The 18,649-nt window shown below is 67.0% G+C and carries 18 protein-coding genes and 1 pseudogene; 12 read left to right on the top strand and 7 right to left on the bottom strand.

Annotated features, from left to right (window positions below; genetic code table 11):
- The first annotated feature begins 13 nt into the window (after window positions 1-13).
- From AWC24_RS03975 to AWC24_RS21500, 3 genes are read left to right on the top strand one after another with little or no spacing between them, the layout of a single operon-like run.
- Window positions 14-706 (top strand): lasso peptide biosynthesis B2 protein, encoded by a 693-nt coding sequence (locus AWC24_RS03975; RefSeq protein ID WP_085082274.1) that lies wholly within the window; start codon window positions 14-16, stop codon window positions 704-706.
- Entirely contained in the window at window positions 706-2,499 is a 1,794-nt protein-coding gene (locus tag AWC24_RS03980; protein WP_085082275.1) for an asparagine synthase-related protein, read from the top strand. The genes AWC24_RS03975 and AWC24_RS03980 overlap by 1 nt, the downstream gene beginning before the upstream one ends.
- A gap of 58 nt (window positions 2,500-2,557) precedes the next feature.
- Window positions 2,558-2,725, top strand: a complete 168-nt coding sequence (locus AWC24_RS21500) for a lasso RiPP family leader peptide-containing protein (protein WP_109559461.1) — start codon at window positions 2,558-2,560, stop codon at window positions 2,723-2,725.
- A gap of 26 nt (window positions 2,726-2,751) precedes the next feature.
- Here AWC24_RS21500 and AWC24_RS03985 read toward each other — a convergent pair whose 3' ends face one another.
- Entirely contained in the window at window positions 2,752-4,632 is a 1,881-nt protein-coding gene (locus tag AWC24_RS03985) for an ABC transporter ATP-binding protein (protein ID WP_085082276.1), read from the bottom strand.
- Window positions 4,633-4,710: 78 nt separating this feature from the next.
- Between AWC24_RS03985 and AWC24_RS22080 the strand changes: the two are divergent.
- Window positions 4,711-4,855: pseudogene (locus AWC24_RS22080) on the top strand (DUF3298 domain-containing protein); the annotation flags it as partial.
- Between the two features lie 9 nt (window positions 4,856-4,864).
- Here the strand turns inward: AWC24_RS22080 and AWC24_RS03990 are convergent.
- Window positions 4,865-5,299, bottom strand: coding sequence for a DUF6636 domain-containing protein (locus AWC24_RS03990; protein ID WP_085082277.1), 435 nt, complete (start codon window positions 5,297-5,299; stop codon window positions 4,865-4,867).
- A gap of 142 nt (window positions 5,300-5,441) precedes the next feature.
- Between AWC24_RS03990 and AWC24_RS03995 the strand changes: the two genes are divergently transcribed.
- Window positions 5,442-6,242 carry a hypothetical protein gene (locus AWC24_RS03995; RefSeq protein ID WP_234807248.1) on the top strand — a complete coding sequence of 267 codons (801 nt, stop codon included), beginning with the start codon at window positions 5,442-5,444 and terminating at the stop codon, window positions 6,240-6,242.
- A gap of 42 nt (window positions 6,243-6,284) precedes the next feature.
- Window positions 6,285-7,838: a succinic semialdehyde dehydrogenase gene (locus tag AWC24_RS04000; RefSeq protein WP_085082278.1), complete on the top strand. Its 1,554-nt coding sequence runs from the start codon at window positions 6,285-6,287 to the stop codon at window positions 7,836-7,838.
- Between the two features lie 4 nt (window positions 7,839-7,842).
- Here the strand turns inward: AWC24_RS04000 and AWC24_RS04005 are convergent, their stop codons facing one another.
- Window positions 7,843-9,258 carry a WS/DGAT/MGAT family O-acyltransferase gene (locus tag AWC24_RS04005; RefSeq protein ID WP_085082279.1) on the bottom strand — a complete coding sequence of 472 codons (1,416 nt, stop codon included), beginning with the start codon at window positions 9,256-9,258 and terminating at the stop codon, window positions 7,843-7,845.
- Between the two features lie 62 nt (window positions 9,259-9,320).
- Window positions 9,321-10,982, bottom strand: a complete 1,662-nt coding sequence (fadD19, locus tag AWC24_RS04010; RefSeq protein WP_085082280.1) for a medium/long-chain-fatty-acid--CoA/3-oxocholest-4-en-26-oate--CoA ligase — start codon at window positions 10,980-10,982, stop codon at window positions 9,321-9,323.
- Between the two features lie 69 nt (window positions 10,983-11,051).
- On the opposite strand from fadD19, the gene AWC24_RS04015 reads away from it, so the two are divergent.
- From AWC24_RS04015 to AWC24_RS04025, 3 genes are all read left to right on the top strand, one after another.
- Window positions 11,052-11,852, top strand: a complete 801-nt coding sequence (locus tag AWC24_RS04015; RefSeq protein WP_085082281.1) for a crotonase/enoyl-CoA hydratase family protein — start codon at window positions 11,052-11,054, stop codon at window positions 11,850-11,852.
- Window positions 11,852-12,823: an NAD-dependent epimerase/dehydratase family protein gene (locus AWC24_RS04020; RefSeq protein ID WP_085082283.1), complete on the top strand. Its 972-nt coding sequence runs from the start codon at window positions 11,852-11,854 to the stop codon at window positions 12,821-12,823. The genes AWC24_RS04015 and AWC24_RS04020 overlap by 1 nt, the downstream gene beginning before the upstream one ends.
- Before the next feature lie 199 nt (window positions 12,824-13,022).
- Window positions 13,023-13,898 carry a type IV toxin-antitoxin system AbiEi family antitoxin gene (locus tag AWC24_RS04025; RefSeq protein WP_085082285.1) on the top strand — a complete coding sequence of 292 codons (876 nt, stop codon included), beginning with the start codon at window positions 13,023-13,025 and terminating at the stop codon, window positions 13,896-13,898.
- Window positions 13,899-13,910: 12 nt separating this feature from the next.
- Here AWC24_RS04025 and AWC24_RS04030 read toward each other — a convergent pair whose 3' ends face one another.
- Window positions 13,911-15,128 (bottom strand): cytochrome P450, encoded by a 1,218-nt coding sequence (locus tag AWC24_RS04030; RefSeq protein ID WP_085082386.1) that lies wholly within the window; start codon window positions 15,126-15,128, stop codon window positions 13,911-13,913.
- A 40-nt stretch (window positions 15,129-15,168) separates the two neighbouring features.
- Between AWC24_RS04030 and AWC24_RS04035 the strand changes: the two genes are divergently transcribed.
- Window positions 15,169-15,894, top strand: a complete 726-nt coding sequence (locus AWC24_RS04035; RefSeq protein WP_165757702.1) for an acetoacetate decarboxylase family protein — start codon at window positions 15,169-15,171, stop codon at window positions 15,892-15,894.
- A gap of 243 nt (window positions 15,895-16,137) precedes the next feature.
- On the opposite strand, the gene AWC24_RS22870 is transcribed toward AWC24_RS04035, so the two are convergent.
- Window positions 16,138-16,827 (bottom strand): DUF5631 domain-containing protein, encoded by a 690-nt coding sequence (locus AWC24_RS22870; protein WP_085082289.1) that lies wholly within the window; start codon window positions 16,825-16,827, stop codon window positions 16,138-16,140.
- Between the two features lie 56 nt (window positions 16,828-16,883).
- Here AWC24_RS22870 and AWC24_RS22875 point away from each other — a divergent pair, with 56 nt between their 5' ends.
- Window positions 16,884-17,078, top strand: a complete 195-nt coding sequence (locus tag AWC24_RS22875) for a hypothetical protein (protein ID WP_133055695.1) — start codon at window positions 16,884-16,886, stop codon at window positions 17,076-17,078.
- 813 nt (window positions 17,079-17,891) lie between these two features.
- Here AWC24_RS22875 and AWC24_RS22880 read toward each other — a convergent pair.
- Window positions 17,892-18,050 (bottom strand): hypothetical protein, encoded by a 159-nt coding sequence (locus tag AWC24_RS22880; RefSeq protein WP_163705437.1) that lies wholly within the window; start codon window positions 18,048-18,050, stop codon window positions 17,892-17,894.
- Window positions 18,051-18,075: 25 nt separating this feature from the next.
- Between AWC24_RS22880 and AWC24_RS22885 the strand changes: the two genes are divergently transcribed.
- Complete coding sequence (locus AWC24_RS22885; protein WP_085082291.1) at window positions 18,076-18,555, top strand: hypothetical protein; 480 nt, start codon at window positions 18,076-18,078, stop codon at window positions 18,553-18,555.
- Window positions 18,556-18,649 lie beyond the last annotated feature (94 nt).

Raw genomic sequence — 18,649 nt, forward strand, 5'->3', positions numbered from 1 at the left:
GGACGCAAACATCGTGACCCATCCGGCGCCCACACGCCCGCCGCAGCTGTTCTGCGCGCCGAACCTGCGCTGCGCCGAGGTGGCCGGACAGCTGGTGGTACTGGATCTGTCCGCGGGCGTCTACGACGTGATCAACGAGGTCGGTGCGGCCATGTGGGCACAACTGACGCGGTTACCCGACGAGCGCAACATCACCGGCCTCGCCGAAGAGTACGGCGTCGCGCCTGCCACGCTGGAAGCCGACTTCGCCGACTTCGGCACGGCCCAGCTGGCCGCGGGTCGCCTCGTCACCGATCAGGTGACGACGCCGCCATCCGTCGAGCGGTCACCGCGGCGCACCCCGACCATTCTGCGCGCGTTATGGGAACGTGTTGCCGCAGAACGTGATCTGCGAAGGGACTTTGCAACGGCCTACGCAAATCGGGTAGGGCCGACGGCCGACACCGCTGCGCCACGCACCGCCGTAGAACTCTTGATGAGGCGCTTCCGAACCGCCGAGAGCCTCTACCCGGCCCGCCAGGCTCCGCTGGATTGTTTGCCGCGCTCGCTCGCCCTGACCCGCTTTCTGCGAACCGCCGGTTGGCCGGCTCGGCACGTGATGGGCGTGGCGCTCTACCCGTTCGAGGCTCATGCCTGGGTGGAGTTGAACGGGACCGCCCTGAATGAGGGTGACCTGCGGCGCTTCACCGTGATCCAGCAGGCGTGATGCAACCGGCCCGGCCATCACTGGATGGATTCCTGGTAGCGCTGCCCACCGAGACACCGGCACGTGTCCACGGGTGGCCTGGATTTCAGCGGGTCGGCGAATCCGCGGTGTGGTTCCATGGCTTCCTCGCGAGCCCGGCATCGCTCCGACGGGAGCTGGACCTGGCGACGTCGGCGCCCTTGGCGCAGATCGTGGTGGCCGGGTTGCGGCGGTGGCCTGCCGACGCGGCCGAACGTATGGTCGGCGAGTACGCCGCAGTGGTGGTGGACGGCCCCGATGCCGTCCTGTTCGGGGATCGCATGGGCCTGCGCCCGCTGTACTTCGCCGGCGGGGCGGACGGCACCGTGGTGTCGACCGACCTCGGCGCCCTGGTTCGCCAGACCGGTGCCTGGCATGAACCCGACGAGGACTACCTGGCCGATATGTTCAGTACCGGCTTGCATCTGGGGCCCCGAACGCCGTATCGCGGCATAAGCCGGTTGCAACCCGGCGAGTTCGCCAGCTGCCGGGCGGGCCGCCTGCGGGTACGGGGTGGTTGGCGTCCCCTCGCTGAACCGCGTCCCGGAACCTTCGACGAGCACCAGGAACTACTGCGCGCGACCGTCAAACATGCTGTCGCGGGGGCGTTGTCGTCTGATGGTACGGACGCCGTCGAGTTGTCGGGCGGGCTGGACACCTCGACCGTCTTGGCGGTGGCTACCGGCATCGCTCCGATACATGCGCTCAGCTTCGTCCATCCCGGCTCCCCGGGCAGCGACGAGTCGTCTTGGATCCGGGCTGCCCTTCGATCGACGCCGGCACCGTGGCATCCGATCGACGCCACCGAGCACGGGCCCTTCACGGTGGGGCCGGAACTGGGCACCTTCCTGCCGGCACCGACACGCCGGATTCTCAATTGGGCGCCCAACGCTGCCGAGGAAGCTCTTGCGAGGGGACTGGGGGCGACGACGATTCTCACCGGCGAGGGCGGGGACGCCGTGTTCTTCGCGGGCCTGCTTCCCTGGTACTTGGCCGACCTGTTGCGCACGGGACGATGGGCGCAACTACAGCGCGAGTCGCTGAGATGGGGCGCCCAGTCCGAACTGGGGCGTTCCGCCGCGTTCTGGGTACGGCGTGCGGCGATCGACGGGCTGCGGCGATGGCGAAGCGGCCGGACGCTCACGCTGGAACCACCCCGGCCCATCGCCGCATCGGCACCGTGGTTACGCCAGGCCTACATCGAGCGTCACCGCCTGCAGCACCGGGCACAGGTCACCACGACCGTCCGTGCGCGGTCGGTGCACGGCCAGGCCGTCGTGGAGAACGTCCTGCGCTGCGTCGAGTTCGCCAGATCCCGCCGACTGTTCGCCCCGGAAGGCGTCGAACTGCGTCATCCGCTGTTGGCGCCGTCGTTGGTCGACGTGGCAATGACCACCCCGTGGGACATCGCCGCAGATCCTCGGATAGACCGTGCCGTGCAACGGTACGCGTTCGCCAGGCTGGTCAGCGAGACCGTACTTCGCCGGCGATCGAAGTCGATCGCCGACGAGGCGATATTGCACGGCTTTGAGCGCCATCCCCGCTGGCGCGAGTACCTCGGCGCGAATCCGCAGATCGTGCAGCGCGGCTATGTCGACGCCGACGCCTGGGACCGCGCGCTGCGCTCAGCCGGCCGCATCGGTGCGGTGACCCAGTTCTACACCGCGATGCAGATCGAGGTCTGGCTGCGCCACCTGCACTATGCGGCCGACCCGACACAACGGATTGCCGAGTCAGAGTACTTTAGTCCCGGTTCGGCGGATTCCGGGAATTGATCATTGGTAGCTCGTACACTTTTGTAGCAAACCGGAACCAGATCACGGAGGTCTTACGGTGCAGAGCTACTCTTCCCCACAGGTGGTGCGCGTCGGAGACGTGCGTGATGCCACCCAGGGCAGCGGTAACTACCTTTCCGACAGCAGTACCGGCTACGGCTACATGGGCTGGTACAGCCGGCACTACGACACCCCCGACACGGTGGCACCGCTGCCGCCGCGCTGACGGCCGCCGCCGCGCGCCCGCCCCGGTCAGCGGAGCCCGTTGTCCGGCCGTTGAGTTGGCGCGGCCAACCGGTCACCGCTGAGCAATGCGGGATCTGCGTTGTCCGCTGCGTACAGGCGCGTGTACAGGCCGCCGATCGCGAGCAATTCGTCATGGGTGCCCTGCTCCACCGCACGCCCCTGGCTGAGGACGATGATCCGATCGGCCACCGAGGCAATGAAATCCATGTCATGGCTGACTACCAGGCAGGTTCGATCGCCGGCATATTCGCGGATCACTGCGGTCACCCTCGCCCGCTGATCCGCATCCAGGTTCTCGGTCGGCTCGTCGAGCAGTAACACCTCGGGCCGGCGGAGCAGGCACCGGGCGAAGGCGATCAATCGCTTCTGGCCTCCCGACGGCACCTCCACATCGATGACGGTGTCGTAGCCGTCTCGCACCTTAGCCGGGTCGCAGATCACGCTATGAACGTGCGCCAGCTCGCATGCCGCTTCGATGTCACTGTCGGTGGCGTCCTGTCGGCCCAGCCGCACATTTTCGCGGATGGTGTCTTTCAAGAAGAACGGGAACTGCGCAAGCTTGGACACCTGCTCACGCAGCGAATGCAGCGTCACATCGCGGATATCGCGGCCGTCCAACAGGATCCGGCCGCCCTGTGGATCCAGGAACCGGAGCAACAGATTGAAGACGGTCGACTTGCCGGATCCGATCGGACCGACCAGCGCGACCGTTTCTCCCTCCGCGATCGAGAATGACAGCCCGTCGAGTATCTTCTGGTGCGGCGAGTAACTGAATGTCACGTCGTCGAATACCACGTTGCCGCGGACCTCACCGAGCGGCGTGGCATTCGGTCGCTCCCGCACGGTCGCCTCGGTGTCGAGCAGTTCGTACGTGGACGCGATGTGCGGGAGGATCGACTTGTACGTCGTGTACGCCAACACCATCCGCTGCACCGCCGCGAACATCGTCGGCACGTAGGCGATGAACACCACCAGGCCCGCGAAGGTGAGGCCGAAGCGGCCGCTGAACGCGATACCGGTGATCAACACCAGCACGGTGCTCAGTGCGATGAAAACCTGAACCCCGTTGGCCGCGGCCTGCATCCAGATCCTCATCGCGGCCATATTCCTCGTTGCGGACGTCGACGAGACCCGGAACAACTCATTGCGTCGCCGTTGGGCGTTGAAGACCTGAATCTCGGCGATACCACTGGTGGTCTCCGCGAGTTCGCTGCTCATGGCGCGGTTTGCCATCATCGCCCGTCGAGTGGCGGCCTGTAGCCCCTTCCCCGCGAAGCGAAGCGCCATCAGCGCCAAGGGGGTCAGCACCAGCGACACGATCGTCATCTGCCACGACAGCGCCAGCAGATAGCTCAATGCGATCAGCAGCACCACGGCGTCGACTGCCGGTGGGACAAGACACTCGGTCAAGAGCCGCTGAACGCACGGAGCCTCTTGCTGTACTCGCTGGATAAGCGCACCACTGCGCGCGCCTATGAAGAAATCCAGTGACAGCGACTGAATATGGCCGTGAACGCGCTGGAGGATCGCGCTGAGCAGCTTCCGCTCGACGTGTGCGCCGACCCAGGCGTTGGCGAAACTCAGGGCTTGGGCGAGCACCAGCGAAACCGCCCAGACTGCCAGCAGCGTCGCGAAAGTCACCGGTGTTGTCAGCCAACCGAAAATACCGGAGGCGCCACCGCTTTCGCGGCTCAGCAACGCCCCCTGCAAGCCCCACACGTCGGCCAGATTTCCGTCCATGCCCGCAACTGCGACCGACTGCATCAGCGGACCGAATGCCGCGTTGGACACGAACGGCAGCGCGGTGACGAACAATCCCAGCAGGATCGAGAGCGCTACCGTGCCGCGGACCGTGTGCAGCATGACCAGGCTGCGTCGGATGTACATCGACCTGCTCCTCGATCAAGGCGTTGGCAGGATTGTCAGTCCGCGACACCGCCTTGTCCAGCGCGAACACGGTGACTCGCGAACTGGATTCCCACCGCCGACGGCTTGGAACGTCATTTTCGCCGACTACCAGTTCGGGCACGGTTTGCCGGTGATCACCGTGCCGTGGGCGGCGCTGACCGATGTGCTGGCACCCGACATGGCGGTGCTTGCACAGCGGTGAGCATAAGGCTCAGAAGAGCCGGTAGGAGTCGCGTGCGATCTCGAACCCGTGGCCGTCGCGGTTCTCGCAACGGATACCGGAGGTCTCGCTGACGCAGCTGTAGCCGGGCATCTTCTCGCGGTCCCCGTACTGCAGCGTGCGCGCGTCGCCACCGAAGGTGGTGTCGCCGGCGCAGACGAATTCGGGCTTACCAGTGGCCTCCAGGTTGATGCCCTGGCCGTATCCGGTCTGAGTCGAACAGTCTGCCGGCCGGGCCGGTGGCGACCAGTCCCGATCCCGGATGTCGCACCGGACCCAGTCCGAATCCGCCAAGCATGCGATGTTTCCGCTGGGGGACTCGAAGAAGTGCATCTCCGACTCGGCGACGGCAGCGGCAGCGCCGCTGATCGCCGCGGCGGTCAGAGTGGCTGCGGCGATCGCCGCTGCGCGGGCGGGGGCTTTCATACCGAGACGATAATCCAAAATAGAAATGAGTGCGGCTTTTCGCGAATCTTTCCACGTCGGTGGTCTCGAAGGGTGGCGTTTAGCCGCCGACCCGCCCATCGGCCACCACGGTTTCGACCGCCCACCGCGCAATACTGAGGCAATGCCTGCTGTCCGTCGAGCACTCGCCGCGGTCCTGGCCGCCCTGGTGGCCCTGGCCGCCCCTGTTTCGCCGGCCGCCCCCGCCGCCGCCGATCCGCTGCAGCCCGCGTTCGCCAGACTGGCCGGCACCATCCCGGCCACCATCGGCATCGCCTACGCCCCGGTTGGCCAGAACGGGGCCGGCACGCTCGGCACTTTGCAGAACGGGGTGGCCTGGTCGACCATCAAGGTCCCGCTGGCGATCGCCGCGATCCATGCCAACCGCCCGAACGCGCAAGACCTCGCGGCCAGGGCCGTCACCGCCTCCGACAACGACGCCGCCGAACAGTTATGGTCTGAGCTCGGGCCGGCGCCGCAGGCCGCCCAGCAGGTGCAGGCCGTGCTGCGGGCCGGCGGTGACACCGGCACCGCGGTCGAATCCCGGCGGCTGCGGCCCGAATTCAGCGCCTTCGGCCAGACGCAGTGGCCGCTGGCCCGCCAAGCGGTGTTCGCCGCTCACCTGCCGTGCATGGCTGCTGCCGCACCCGTTGTCGGTCTGATGCGCAACACCGTCCCCAACCAGCGCTGGGGTCTGGCGAAGATCGGCGCACCGACCAAGGGCGGCTGGGGCCCCGGCACCGGCGGCGGCTACCTGGTGCGGCAGTTCGGCATCGTCGGTACCCCGCGCGGCGATGTCGCGGTGGCGATGGCCGCCGAACCGAACAACGGCAGCTTCGATGCCGGGGTGGCCGCGCTCGACCAGATGACCGAGTGGCTCAGCGCCAATGCCGCCGCGCTACCGGGTGGCCGCTGCGCCGGGTAGGTTGGCGGCTAACCACTTGTTACCCGCGAGTAGGAGACAGTCATGTCCGCTCCGTCCGCCGCAGAATTCGACCGGCTGCGCGCGCTGGTCGCCATCGATGACGCTGACGCCCGCCAGTCGAAGACCATCGACGAGGTCTTCACCGGCAAACCACTGACCACCATCCCGGTCGGCACCGCCGAGGATGTGACGGCGGCCTTCGCCAAGGCCCGCGCCGCCCAGCAGCGGTGGGCGGCCCGCAGCGTCAAGGAGCGCTGCGCGATCATCGAGCGCTACCGCGATCTGGTGATCGCCAACCGGGACTTCTTGATGGACGTCGCCCAGGCCGAGACCGGCAAGGCCCGTTCGGCGGCCCAGGAGGAGATCGTCGACATCATGCTCAACGCGCGGTACTACGCGCGCCAGGCCGCCAAGTTGCTGGCCTCCAAGCGGGTGCAGGGTCTGCTGCCCGGCATCGTCAAGACCGTGGTCAACCACCATCCCAAGGGCGTCGTCGGGGTCATCTCACCGTGGAATTACCCGATGACACTGTCGATTTCGGATGCCATCCCCGCATTGCTGGCCGGTAATGCCGTAGTGGTCAAACCAGACAGCCAGACCCCGTACTGCACGCTGGCCAACGCCGAACTGCTGTACCAGGCCGGTCTGCCGCGTGAACTGTTCGCGGTGGTGCCCGGCCCGGGGTCGGTGGTGGGCACCGCGATCGTGCAGCAGTGCGACTACCTGATGTTCACCGGATCCAGCGCCACCGGCCGGTCACTGGCCGAGCAGTGCGGCGCCCGGCTGATCGGGTTCTCCGCGGAACTGGGCGGCAAGAACCCGATGATCGTCGCCAAGGGCGCCGACCTGTCCGAGGTCGCCAAGGCCGCCACTCGCGCCTGCTTCTCCAACGCCGGCCAGTTGTGCATCTCGATCGAGCGGATCTATGTCGAGCGCGAGATCGCCGACGAGTTCGCCGCCAAGTTCGCCGAGCAGGTGCGTGCCATGAAGCTCTCCGGCGGCTACGATTTCTCCGCCGACATGGGCAGCCTGATCTCCGAGGACCAGATCAAGACCGTCTCCAACCACGTCGATGATGCAAAGGCCAAGGGCGCCAAGGTTATCGCCGGCGGAAATGCTCGCCCGGATCTCGGGCCGCTGTTCTTCGAACCCACCGTGCTCACCGACGTCACCGACGAGATGGAGTGCGGGCGCAACGAGACGTTCGGCCCGGTCGTGTCGATCTACCCGGTCGACAGCGTCGAGGAGGCCATCGCGCGTGCCAACGACACCGAGTACGGGCTCAACGCCAGCGTGTGGGCTGCGACCAAGGCGCAAGGTGAGGCGATCGCCGCCCGGATCAAGTCCGGCACCGTCAACGTCGACGAAGGCTACGCACTGGCTTTCGGCAGCACCGCGGCGCCGATGGGTGGGATGAAGGCGTCCGGGGTGGGCCGCCGCCACGGCGCCGACGGCATCTTGAAGTACACCGAGTCGCAGACGGTCTCCACCGCCCGGGTTCTGAATCTGGATCCGCCGCTGGGGATCTCGGGTCCGCTGTGGCAGAAGATGCTGACCCCGATGATCCGCCTGGTGCAGGCGCTACCCGGCCGGTAGCGCTTCAACGCCTCCCGGCCCGGGGCTTACTCCGACCTGCGGCGCGCTCCAGATCCGCCAGCGCCGGTTCGATGGCATCGGCCATCTTGTGGATGTCCTCGGCGACTTCCGGCGTGGTCACGAACCCGAAGTCGAGGTGGTCGCGGTAGGAGAAGCAGGTGATGTTCAGCGCCACATCCATGACCGGCGGCCCCAGCGGCACCAGCGATTCCACTTCCGCGCCGGCCATGTAGAGCGGGAACGGCGGGCCGGGAACGTTCGAGATAACGAGGTTGATCGGGGCCAGCCGATTCGACAGACCGGTCGCGGTGTAGGCGCGAGCGGCAAGCTGCAGCAGTCCGGGCGGGGTGGTGTCGGTCAGGCCCATGATCTGGTGCGCCGACAGCGCTTTGGCCATCTGCTTGGCGCTCTGGGTGTTCTCGTGAATCATCTTGAGCCGCTGGCCCGCGCCCTCGATATCGGTGGCCAACGACACCGTCATCGAACTGACCTTGTTGCCTACCTCGCCCTGAGTCTGGTCCGTGCGGGTCGACACCGGGATCTGAGCGACCAGCGGCTTGTCCGGCAGTTCCCCACGCTCACTCAGATACTCCCGCACGGCACCGGCGACCATGGCGAGCACGACATCGTTGAGTTTCACGCCGTAAGCGTCCTTGACCGCCTTGACCCTGGCCAGCTCGACCCGGCTGGCGGTGATCCGCCGGTGCGGCGACACGCTGGCATTGAACCGGGTCACCGGAGCGTCGAAGTAGCGCGGCGGTTTCCGTGCCACGCCGAGGCCGATCGTGGCGATCTGCTGACGGACGGTCTGTTGCAGCAGCCGGCCGATGCGAAACGGCGTCATGACCGCGACGTTGACCAGCGCACCGAACGCACGGCGCTCGAAGCTGGGCATGCTGTCGCCGGACAGCGATCCGATCGCCTCCGGTTCCGGTGGACGCGGTTCCGGCGTGACGTCCAGCATGATCTCGGAGAGTCCCGCCCCCGAGACGCCGTCGACGATCGCGTGATGCATCTTGGTCAGCGTCGCGACCCGACCGCCGTTGACCCCCTCGATCACCCACACTTCCCACAGCGGCCGGGACCGGTCCAGCTTGTAGGACATCAGCCGGCCCACGAGCTCTTCGACCTCGCGACGCCCGCCCGGGGCGGGGACACCGATACGCCGCACATGGAAGTCGATGTCGAGTTCGTCGTCTTCGACGAACCACGGCCGGTCCAGACCCAGCGGCGCGCCGCTGACCCGCCAGCGCAGCTGCGGCAGTTGCGGTAGTCGCTCGATGAGTAGTTGGCGGACCAGCTCAAAACTGTAATTCGGCGCCTGGCTGGTATCCAGGATCGCCAACCCTCCGATGTGCATGTGCCAGCCCGCCGTCTCGGCGGACCAGAACGCGGCGTCGACGCCCGAAAGTCGCTGCATCGACAGAGACTAACTTGGACGGCTCCGCCGGGGGCGGCTCACCGCCAGAAAACCCGCCGAAGCTAGTTGTCGGCCGCCACGTGCTTGGCGTGCACCTCGTCTGCGGGACGGGCTTCGGTCTGCTCCTTGGCCCACCGGTAGTCGGGCTTGCCCGCCGGGGAGCGCTTGACCTCGTCGACGAACCACAGACTGCGGGGCACCTTGTAGCCGGCGATCTCGGTGCGCGCGCAGGTGTTGATCTCCTCCAGCGAGGGCCGGGCGTCGCCGCGCGGCTGCACCACCGCGGCGACATGCTGGCCGTAACGGGCGTCGGGCACGCCGACCACCAGGGCGTCGAACACGTCCGGATGGGTCTTGAGCGCGGCCTCGACCTCCTCGGGGTAGATCTTCTCGCCGCCGGAGTTGATCGACACCGAGCCGCGACCCAGCATGGTGACGGTGCCGTCGGCCTCGACCTGCGCGAAGTCGCCGGGGATGGCGTAGCGCACGCCGTTGATGGTGCGGAACGTCTCGGCTGTCTTCTTCTCATCCTTGTAGTAGCCGACCGGGATGTGGCCGCGCTTGGCGATGATGCCGCGGACGCCAGAGCCGGGCTGGACCTCGTTGCCGTCGTCGTCGAGCACCACGGTGGTCTTGTCGATGGTGACCCGCGGCCCACCGGTGTGCGCCTCGCCCTTGGCGACGATGCTGGTGCCGCCGAACCCGGTCTCGCTCGACCCGATGGAGTCGGTGATGATCCGGTTGGGCAACAGCTCCAGCAGCTTCTCCTTGATGCTGGGGCTGAACAGTGCCGCGGTGGACGCCAGCAGGAACAGCGACGACAGGTCGTACGCCTCCCCTTCCCCGCCGGGGGCTTGGCTGGCCAGCAACGCATCCAGCAGCGGACGCGCCATTGCATCCCCGGTGAAGAACAGCAGATTCACCTTGTGGTCATGGATGGTGCGCCACACCGCATCGGCGTCGAACTCCGGTGCCAGCACCACGGTTTGACCACTGAACAGCGACATCCAGGTCGCCGATTGGGTGGCGCCGTGGATCATCGGCGGAATCGGGTGGCGGACCATCGGCGGGTTGGCGGCGGCCTGCTTGGCCAGGTCGTGCTCGTCGGCGATCGGCTCACCGGTGGCGAAGTCGGTGCCGCCGAACAGCACCCGGTAGATGTCCTCGTGGCGCCACATCACGCCCTTGGGGAACCCGGTGGTGCCGCCGGTGTAGAGCAGGTAGATGTCGTCAGCGCTGCGCGGGCCGAAGTCACGCTCCGGGGAGCCCTGAGCCAGTGCGGCCTCGAACTCCACACCGCCGTAGCGGGCGTAGTCCAGGTCGCTGCCGTCCTCGACGACCAGGATGGTCTTGACGTTCGGGGTGTCGGGCAGGACCCGGGCCACCCTCTCGCTGTACTGGCGCTCGTGCACCAGCGCGACCATGTCGGAGTTGTCGAACAGGTAGCGCAGCTCGCCCTCGACGTAGCGGAAGTTGACGTTGACCAGGATGGCGCCGGCTTTGATGATGCCGAGCATTGCGACGACGATCTCGTTGCGGTTGCGGCAGTACAGGCCGACCTTGTCGTCCTTCTTGACGCCCTGGGCGATCAGATAATGGGCCAGCCGGTTGGCCTTCTCCTCCAGCTGCCCGTAGGTCAGCTGCTCATCGCCACAGATCAGGGCAACCCGATCCGGAACGGCGTCGACGGCGTGTTCGGCGAGATCCGCAATGTTGAGAGCCACAACACACAAACTAGAACGTGTTACATTTCGTTTTCAAGTCGAGGCCCCACCCCGGAAAGGCGGACGCCGGTGAGCGAGTCGTCAGAACAGCCCCACGCCCTGGTTGAACAGCGCGGACACACGCTGATCCTCACGCTCAACCGGCCCGAGGCCCGCAACGCTCTGAGTGGCGAGATGCTGGCGATCATGGTCGAGACGTGGGACCGGGTAGACAACGACGACGACATCCGCTCATGCATCCTGACCGGCGCGGGCGGCTATTTCTGTGCGGGCATGGACCTCAAAGCAGCCAACAAGAAGGCACCGGGCGACTCGTTCAAGGACGGCAGCTACGACCCGTCACGCATCGACGGGCTGCTCAAGGGCCGCCGGCTGACCAAACCGCTGATCGCCGCGGTGGAGGGCCCCGCGATCGCCGGGGGCACCGAGATCCTGCAGGGCACCGACATCCGCATCGCCGGCGAGAGCGCCAAGTTCGGGATCTCCGAGGCCAAGTGGAGCCTGTACCCGATGGGCGGCTCCGCCGTGCGCCTGGTGCGACAGATTCCCTACACGAAGGCGTGTGACCTGTTGTTCACCGGCCGGCACATCACTGCCGCCGAAGCGCTGGACATGGGTCTGATCGGATATGTGGTGCCGGACGGTTCCGCGCTGGACAAGGCGCTGGAGATCGCCGAACAGATCAACAACAACGGTCCGCTGGCGGTGCAGGCGATGCTGCGCACTATCCACGAGACCGAGGGCATGCACGAGAACGACGCCTTCCAGATCGACACCAAGATCGGTATCAAGGTGTTCTTGAGCGAGGACGCCAAGGAAGGGCCGCGCGCCTTCGCCGAGAAGCGCAAGCCCGAGTTCAAGAACCGCTGATGCAGATCGCGGTCACCGGCGGCACCGGGTACGTCGGCGCCCACACCGTCAAGGCGATGCTGGAAGCCGGGCATTCGGTGCGGCTGTTGGTCGCACCGGGCTGCGGTGACGAGCCCGTCATCCCCCGGCTTCGCGAGTTGGGCACGCTCGAGGTGCTCGACGGCGACATCCGCGACAACGGAGTGGTGGCCGCGCTGCTGGACGGCTGCGACTCGGTGCTGCACGCCGCCGGAGTGGTCGGCACCAACGACCGGCAAGAGAAGTTGATGTGGGACATCAACGCCTATGCGACCGAGGCGATCCTGACCCGCGCGGTGGAAGCCCGGCTGGACCCGGTGGTGTCGGTCAGCAGCTACAGCGCACTGTTCCCGCCGCCCGACGGTGTCATCGGCCCGGACTCGCCGACCGTTCCCGGCCGCAGCGCCTACGCCCGAACCAAGGCCTACGGCGAGCGGGTGGCCCGGCGACTGCAGGACGACGGGCACCCGGTCGTAGTCACCTATCCCTCCAGCGTGGTCGGTCCGGCGTTCTGGACGGCGCCGGGCGTCACCGAGCGGGGCTGGGCGCCGATCGTGAAGTACCGGGTGGCGCCCGTGGTGCGCGGCGGCATGGCGATGATCGACGTCCGCGATGTCGGCCGGGTGCACGAGGCGCTGATGCGACCCGGCCGGGGCCCGCACCGCTACCTGTGCGGTGGCGTCATGGTCGGCTTCGACGAGATGATCGCCGCGGTGGAGCGGGGCCTGGGTAAGCCGGTGCGCCGAATCCCGGTCGCCCCCGGCATTTTCAAGGGCATCGGCCGGGTCAGCGATCTGGCCAGTAGGTTGCTGCCGCTGCCGGAGTCACTGAGCTATGAAGCGGCCTGGCTGCTGACCTCGGCGACCCCGACCGATGACTCGGCCACGTTGGCTGATCTGGGTCTGGCGTGGCGATCACCGGTGGACGCGATCGTGGAGTCGCTGCGGGCGTAGGCCGCTCCTTTGTGACCGGGCTGCCCGCGCCGGGCCGTCTTTCGCCTGGCCGGGCCGTCGCCGGGGCGGCCCTCGCCGGGCCACCCCCTCGCCGGGCCACCCCCTCGCCGAACGTGTAACCACTGCGAGATTCCGGCTGGATTTTCGCAACCAGTACACGTTCGGCGGGCCTGTCAGGGGTCTTAGGCAGACTCCTGCCATGGTGACACCGTTTCTGGGCAGCGAAGCCGTGCGGACCGACCGGCTGACGCCGTACGCCTTGCGGAGCCGATTCGTGGCGATCCATCCTGACGTCTACGTACCGGTTGGTACCCGGCCTACCGCAGTATTGCGGGCTCAAGCTGCGTGGCTGTGGTCACGGCGGCGCGGCGTCGTCGCCGGCCAGTCGGCCGCCGCGCTGCACGGCGCGAAATGGGTTGATGATCACGCACCGGCGGAGTTGCTCTATGACTATCGCCGACCCCCGAAGCACATCCGCACGTGGTCGGACCGCGTCGATGACGACGAGATCCAACTGATCCACGGGGTACCCGCCACCACGCCGGCCCGCACTGCATTGGACCTTGCGTGTCGTTACACCCTCGGTCGAGCCGTCGCGGCCATCGACTCCCTTGCCCAAGCCACCCGCTTCAAGACCGCCGACGTCGATTTGCTGGTCGACCGGTACCGAGGACGCCGCGGAATCCGTTGCGCTCGAACCGCATTGCCGCTCGTCGATGACGGCGCCGACTCACCGCGTGAGACCGGGCTGCGACTGCTCCTCATCCGGTCCGGCTATCCGCCGCCGCAGACGCAGATCCCGGTTTATGACCAATGGGGGCAACTGGTCGCTGTGCTGGACATGGGCTGGGAGGAGATCATGGTCAGCCTCGACTATGAAGGCGATCACCACCGCACCACGCCGCAGCGATTCAACCAAGACATCCGACGCCATGAGACCGTGACCGGTCTCGGCTGGATCGACCTGCGGATCACCCGTGAAGACACCGAAGGCGGCATCCTCGGCCGGGTCGCGGACGCTTGGGCACGACGATCGTGCACTCCCAGCGATTTTCGTGCGCGATTCTCGCGCTGACTACACGCTCAGTTACGCGAGCACCGGCTTGCTCGGCGTGAACACCACCGGCATGGACACCGGACCGGAGACGAAGTTCGCCGGTCGCAGCGGCACATCCGCGCCGTCGGCCAGCCGCAGGTCCGGCAGCCGCTGCAGCACCCGTTCGGTCATCAGCGAAAGCTCCAGCCTCGCCAGCTGGTTGCCCATGCAGAAGTGGGTGCCGAAGCCGAACGCGACATGGCTGTTGGGGTCGCGCTTGATGTCGAACCGTTCGGGCTCGTCGAACACCGACTCGTCGAAGTTTGCCGATTCGAACATCAGCATGATCTTCTCGCCCTGGCTGAGCTGGGTACCGTGGAACTCGGTATCGGCAGTCAACGTGCGGCACATGTTCTTCACCGGAGAGGTCCACCGCAACATCTCCTCGATCGCCCCGGGCAGCAGACTCGCATCGGCGGCCAGCATGTCCCACTGATCGCGATGGCGAATCAGCTGTTCGGTCCCCCCGGACAGCGTGTGCCGCGTGGTCTCGTCGCCGCCGATGAGAATCAACAGGGTCTCGAAGATGATCTCGTCATCGGACATCACCGCGCCGTCCACCTCCGCGTTGACCAGCACGGAGAACAGGTCATCGGTCGGCTCGGCACGCCGTTTGACGATGATGCTTCTGGTGAACTCGGTCCAGCCGGCGAACGCCTCCATGACCGCCTGAAACGTCGCCGATTCCGGATCCAGGTGGGAACTCTGCCCCGCCACCAGGTCGTCGGACCATTTCAGCAGCAACGACCGTTCCTCGGGCAGTACGCCGAGCATGTCGCCGATCACCGCCATCGGCAGCGGCGCGGCGATGTCGCGGACGAAATCGCACTCGCCGCGCTCGCAGACGGCGTCGATCAACGTGTCACAGAGCTCTCCGATGGACGGCAACTGGGCATGCACTCGCTTGCGGGTGAAGCCGGCGTTGACCAACTTGCGGCGTACCAGGTGCTCCGGGTCATCCATGTCGATCATGTAGGGCATGCCCGGCTGGTCGGGCCGGATGCCACCGGTGCTGGAGAACAGCTCCGGGTTGCGCTCGGCGTCGATGACCGCGGCGTAGCTGGCCGCGGCGGCCTGACCGTTGCGGTCCCGGAACACCGGCTCGTGCGCGCGCATCCACTTGTAGGCGGCGCGCGCTCCGCCGTCGGAGTAGAAGGTGCCATCGGTCAAGTCGACATCGGGCTTGGTCGTCGGCTTCACATCGGCCATAACCTCGGTCATCAGCGTCCTCCGGATTACAGTGGGCGTCATGGCTCTTTCACAGCACACCATCGCTGGCACTGTGCTTACCATGCCGGTCCGCGTCCGTCACGCGGATGTGCATTCCGCGATGTTCTCGGTTTCGGCCGACGCCGCACAGGCGATGATCGACTACAGCGGCCTGCAGGTCTTCCAGCATCGGCCGGGACAGGCGGTGGTCAACCTGATGCTGGCCCGCTACATCGACGGCGATCTGGGCAAGTACCACGAGTTCGGCACCGCGGTGATGGTCAACCCGCCGGGTTCATCCGCCCGCGGCTGGCGCGCCTTGGGTTCCGCCGGTGCATTCATCCACCACCTGCCGGTGGATCAAGAATTCACATTGGAAGCCGGGCGCACCATCTGGGGGTTCCCGAAGATCATGGCGGACTTCACCGTTCGCGATGGAAAGCGGCTGGGCTTCGATGTGACCGCCGACGGTCAGCACATCGCCACGATGGAGTTCGGGCGCGGGCTACCGGTGCCAGGGCTTCTCACCTCACGGCCGCGGACGCTGCAGGCGTTCAGCCACCTCGACGGTGTGACCCGTCAAGTCCCCTGGGAGATGCGGATTTCCGGCGTACGCGGCGCGATGGGCGGTACGACGGTGCGGTTGGGCACCCACCCGTACGCCCGCGAACTGGCCGCACTGGGTCTGCCGAAGCGACCGATGATGTCGTCGACGGTCGGGCGCGTCGAGATGACGTTCGGGGATGCCCAGGTGGTCAAGCGTTAACGAAGTCTGTCTTTGGTGATCTGTGGCGGTGGCGGAGGTTCGGCAACGCCGAATCCGTGTGCGTTGCAGGCCTGGTCCCGGCTTCGCAGATCTCGGTAAGCCTGGCGCGCAGGTGGCTGACGGCGGCGGCTGTCGTCTACACGTGCTTCTCGTCCGCGGAGTCCAAGCGCGCCAATACTTCTGATTCCAGCAACTGGTTCAGTCCGGCCATAGCTGCACCGCACGGCGAACCGTCGAGTGCGTTCATGCGACGTACTTGCCCGGTGTAACGGCCAGATGCCAAGCCAGGTGATAGCGGGCGAGTTCTTCGCTTCCGTCGATCAGGGCGTCGATGGCCGCCAATAGCATCCAGTCAGCGACATCGCGGGGCAGATGGTGGGGGTAGGCCGACAACACCTTGTCTGCGGTGTCGGTGACGACGTTGCGGAATCGTTCAATTTCGTTGTCCGCGACACCGGATCTGCGGGCCACGGCGTGGGCGATGGTCTGCACTATGCGCGGCAACCGCGAGTTGGCACCGGTTGCTTCGATGAGCGTGGGACCGAGTTCTTCGATGTGCTGGCCGTAGCGTGCGCGCTCTCCGGCACCCGGAAGCGGATCGTTGGGACCAGCTTCAGCTACATAGGTGTTGGGCTGATGCGTTGCAGTGGCGATGACCGCGCCGAGCAGCTCGACTGCGCTCAGGTCATGACGGCGCTGCGCGGGAGCGAGCAGGGCGACTCCGGGCGGCAATAGGACACCGGGCGGGATCCAACCGCCGGCCAGGTCGGTCAGCAGCACCGTGGTGGTCTCGTCGTCGCGCAGCCCGGCCGCCCAGGCAAGGTTTGGCGCCTGGCGGGCCACCGTGTCGACCTTGCGCTGCAGGTCGTCCTGCTCGGCCATGCGTTTGGCGGCGGTGCCGGCTCCGGCCCCGGCCGTACCAGCGGCACCCATGCTGCCGGCAACCGATCCGCCCGATTGCCCGGTGGCACCGGCGGTGGGTTTGCCAGGTGCAGCACGATCACCGGAGGACGCGACGGTGGTCCCGCCCGAAGTCGGGGTCGTGGGACTGCCAGGCGGCGGCGACGTCGGTGCCGCTGTTCCGGCTGGACCTGCTGGCGCAGCCGCGGCAGCCGCCCCCGCCGGGCGCAGATCTGCACCGTAGCCGGGCAGCGGACCCGATGGCGCTGCCGGACCAGCACTGATCGGCGCGGACGGCACCGAGGTCGGCCCAGCGGTCACGGGCGGCGTCGCCGCCGGAGTCGGCGCCGTGGCTCCGGCGGTCGATGCTGTAGGAGCAACCTCCGGGCTGGAGGCCCCGAGATTTCCCAGATTGCCGAGCATCCCGCCCGCCATCGGTGTCACCGATGGTGAGGGCGGCACCTGCGGACCTGACGCCTGACCGAAGCCACCGGAGCCGGGTCCCCCTTGCGCCCACGGCGGTGGGGAACCACCCGGTCCCCCTGCCCCAGCTGGCCCGCCGGGTGTACCCGATGCAAATGCTTGGCTCAGCCCGCCGCCCTGGAGGCCCTGCGGTGTGGCGCCGGCTCCACCGGCGCCGAGGCCCGGCGACATGGAGGAAGTCAGGGGTGAGGGAGCGCCAAGCCCGCCACCCGACCCGCCTCCTCCGGGTATTCCTCCGCCGCCGCCGCCTCCCGCGAAGCCAGGGGAACCGCCCGGCGATCCGCCGATGGCGCCGCTGCCGCCATTGCCACCGCCGTTTGCTTGACTACTGCCGCCGCTGCCGCTGCCGTTAACCGCAGTACTGCCCCCTCCATGCGCCACGGTATTGCCGCCGCCGCTGGCGTTAGCACTACTACCGCTGCCGCCCCCGTTTGCCCCGGTACCGCCGCCCCCACTCCCACCAGTAGCGCCGCTACCACCCCCGTTGGCCGCAGTTGCGGCGCCTCTACCTCCGCTTCCACCGCCGTTGGCTCCGGTAGTAACGCCGCTACCACCACTCGCGGCACCGTCGGAACCGCCAGTACGGTCCGCCGTACCGCCCGAGACGCCGGAACCTACCGTGGCGCCCGCCTCTCCGGACGGCTGCGAACCATTTGGGTTACGACCGCCCTGACCACCGTCGCCACCAGCAGCACCAGCCCCTTCAGTTGGCTGCGAACCATTTGTGTTGAGACCGCCCCGACCACCGTCGCCACCAGCAGCACCAGTGCCATCCTTTGGTTGCGTACCGCCGTTGCCGTGGCCACCCTGACCACCGTCGCCATCCGGGTGTTGTGCCCTGATTACTTGCTCGGCTGTGAGGGGCGCCTGGGGCGGAGGGCCGCCGATGTTCGCGCCGTTGTCTTGCAGCCAATCACGGGCATTGGCATCGAGACCGGCGTCCTCGAACATCTGTTGTGTAGCGTCGGCGATCGCATTCAAGGCGGTTGTACCTGCACTGGTAGCATCGGAATTCGCTTGCGCAATCACGGCGTTTACTTCAGGAAGTTTCGTTTCCATGGATCCTTGCTTTTCAAGGATCTGGTCGATTTTGTGGTTGCCGTCGTCCGCGATCGCCTTGAGACGATCCCGCAGATGATTCACGGCATTGGCAACGCTCGCATTGGCCTCGCCTTTCGCGCGACATTGATAGGCGATGTCGAGCAACCGCTTCTTGCCGAGCCGGAGACGGGCCAGCATGTCGTCTGCGGTGCGGCCACTATTGTGGTCACTCACTAGATTGACGAGCTTATCGAGTTCTTGCGCCTCTTGCTGCTTGAGGGCTGAGTGTTGGGACCAATGGGTAGCCGCCGCGGTCGGTTGGTTAGGAGCG

This window comes from Mycolicibacter senuensis (assembly GCF_002101885.1).
In the GTDB taxonomy this organism is placed as follows: Bacteria; Actinomycetota; Actinomycetes; order Mycobacteriales; family Mycobacteriaceae; genus Mycobacterium; species Mycobacterium senuense.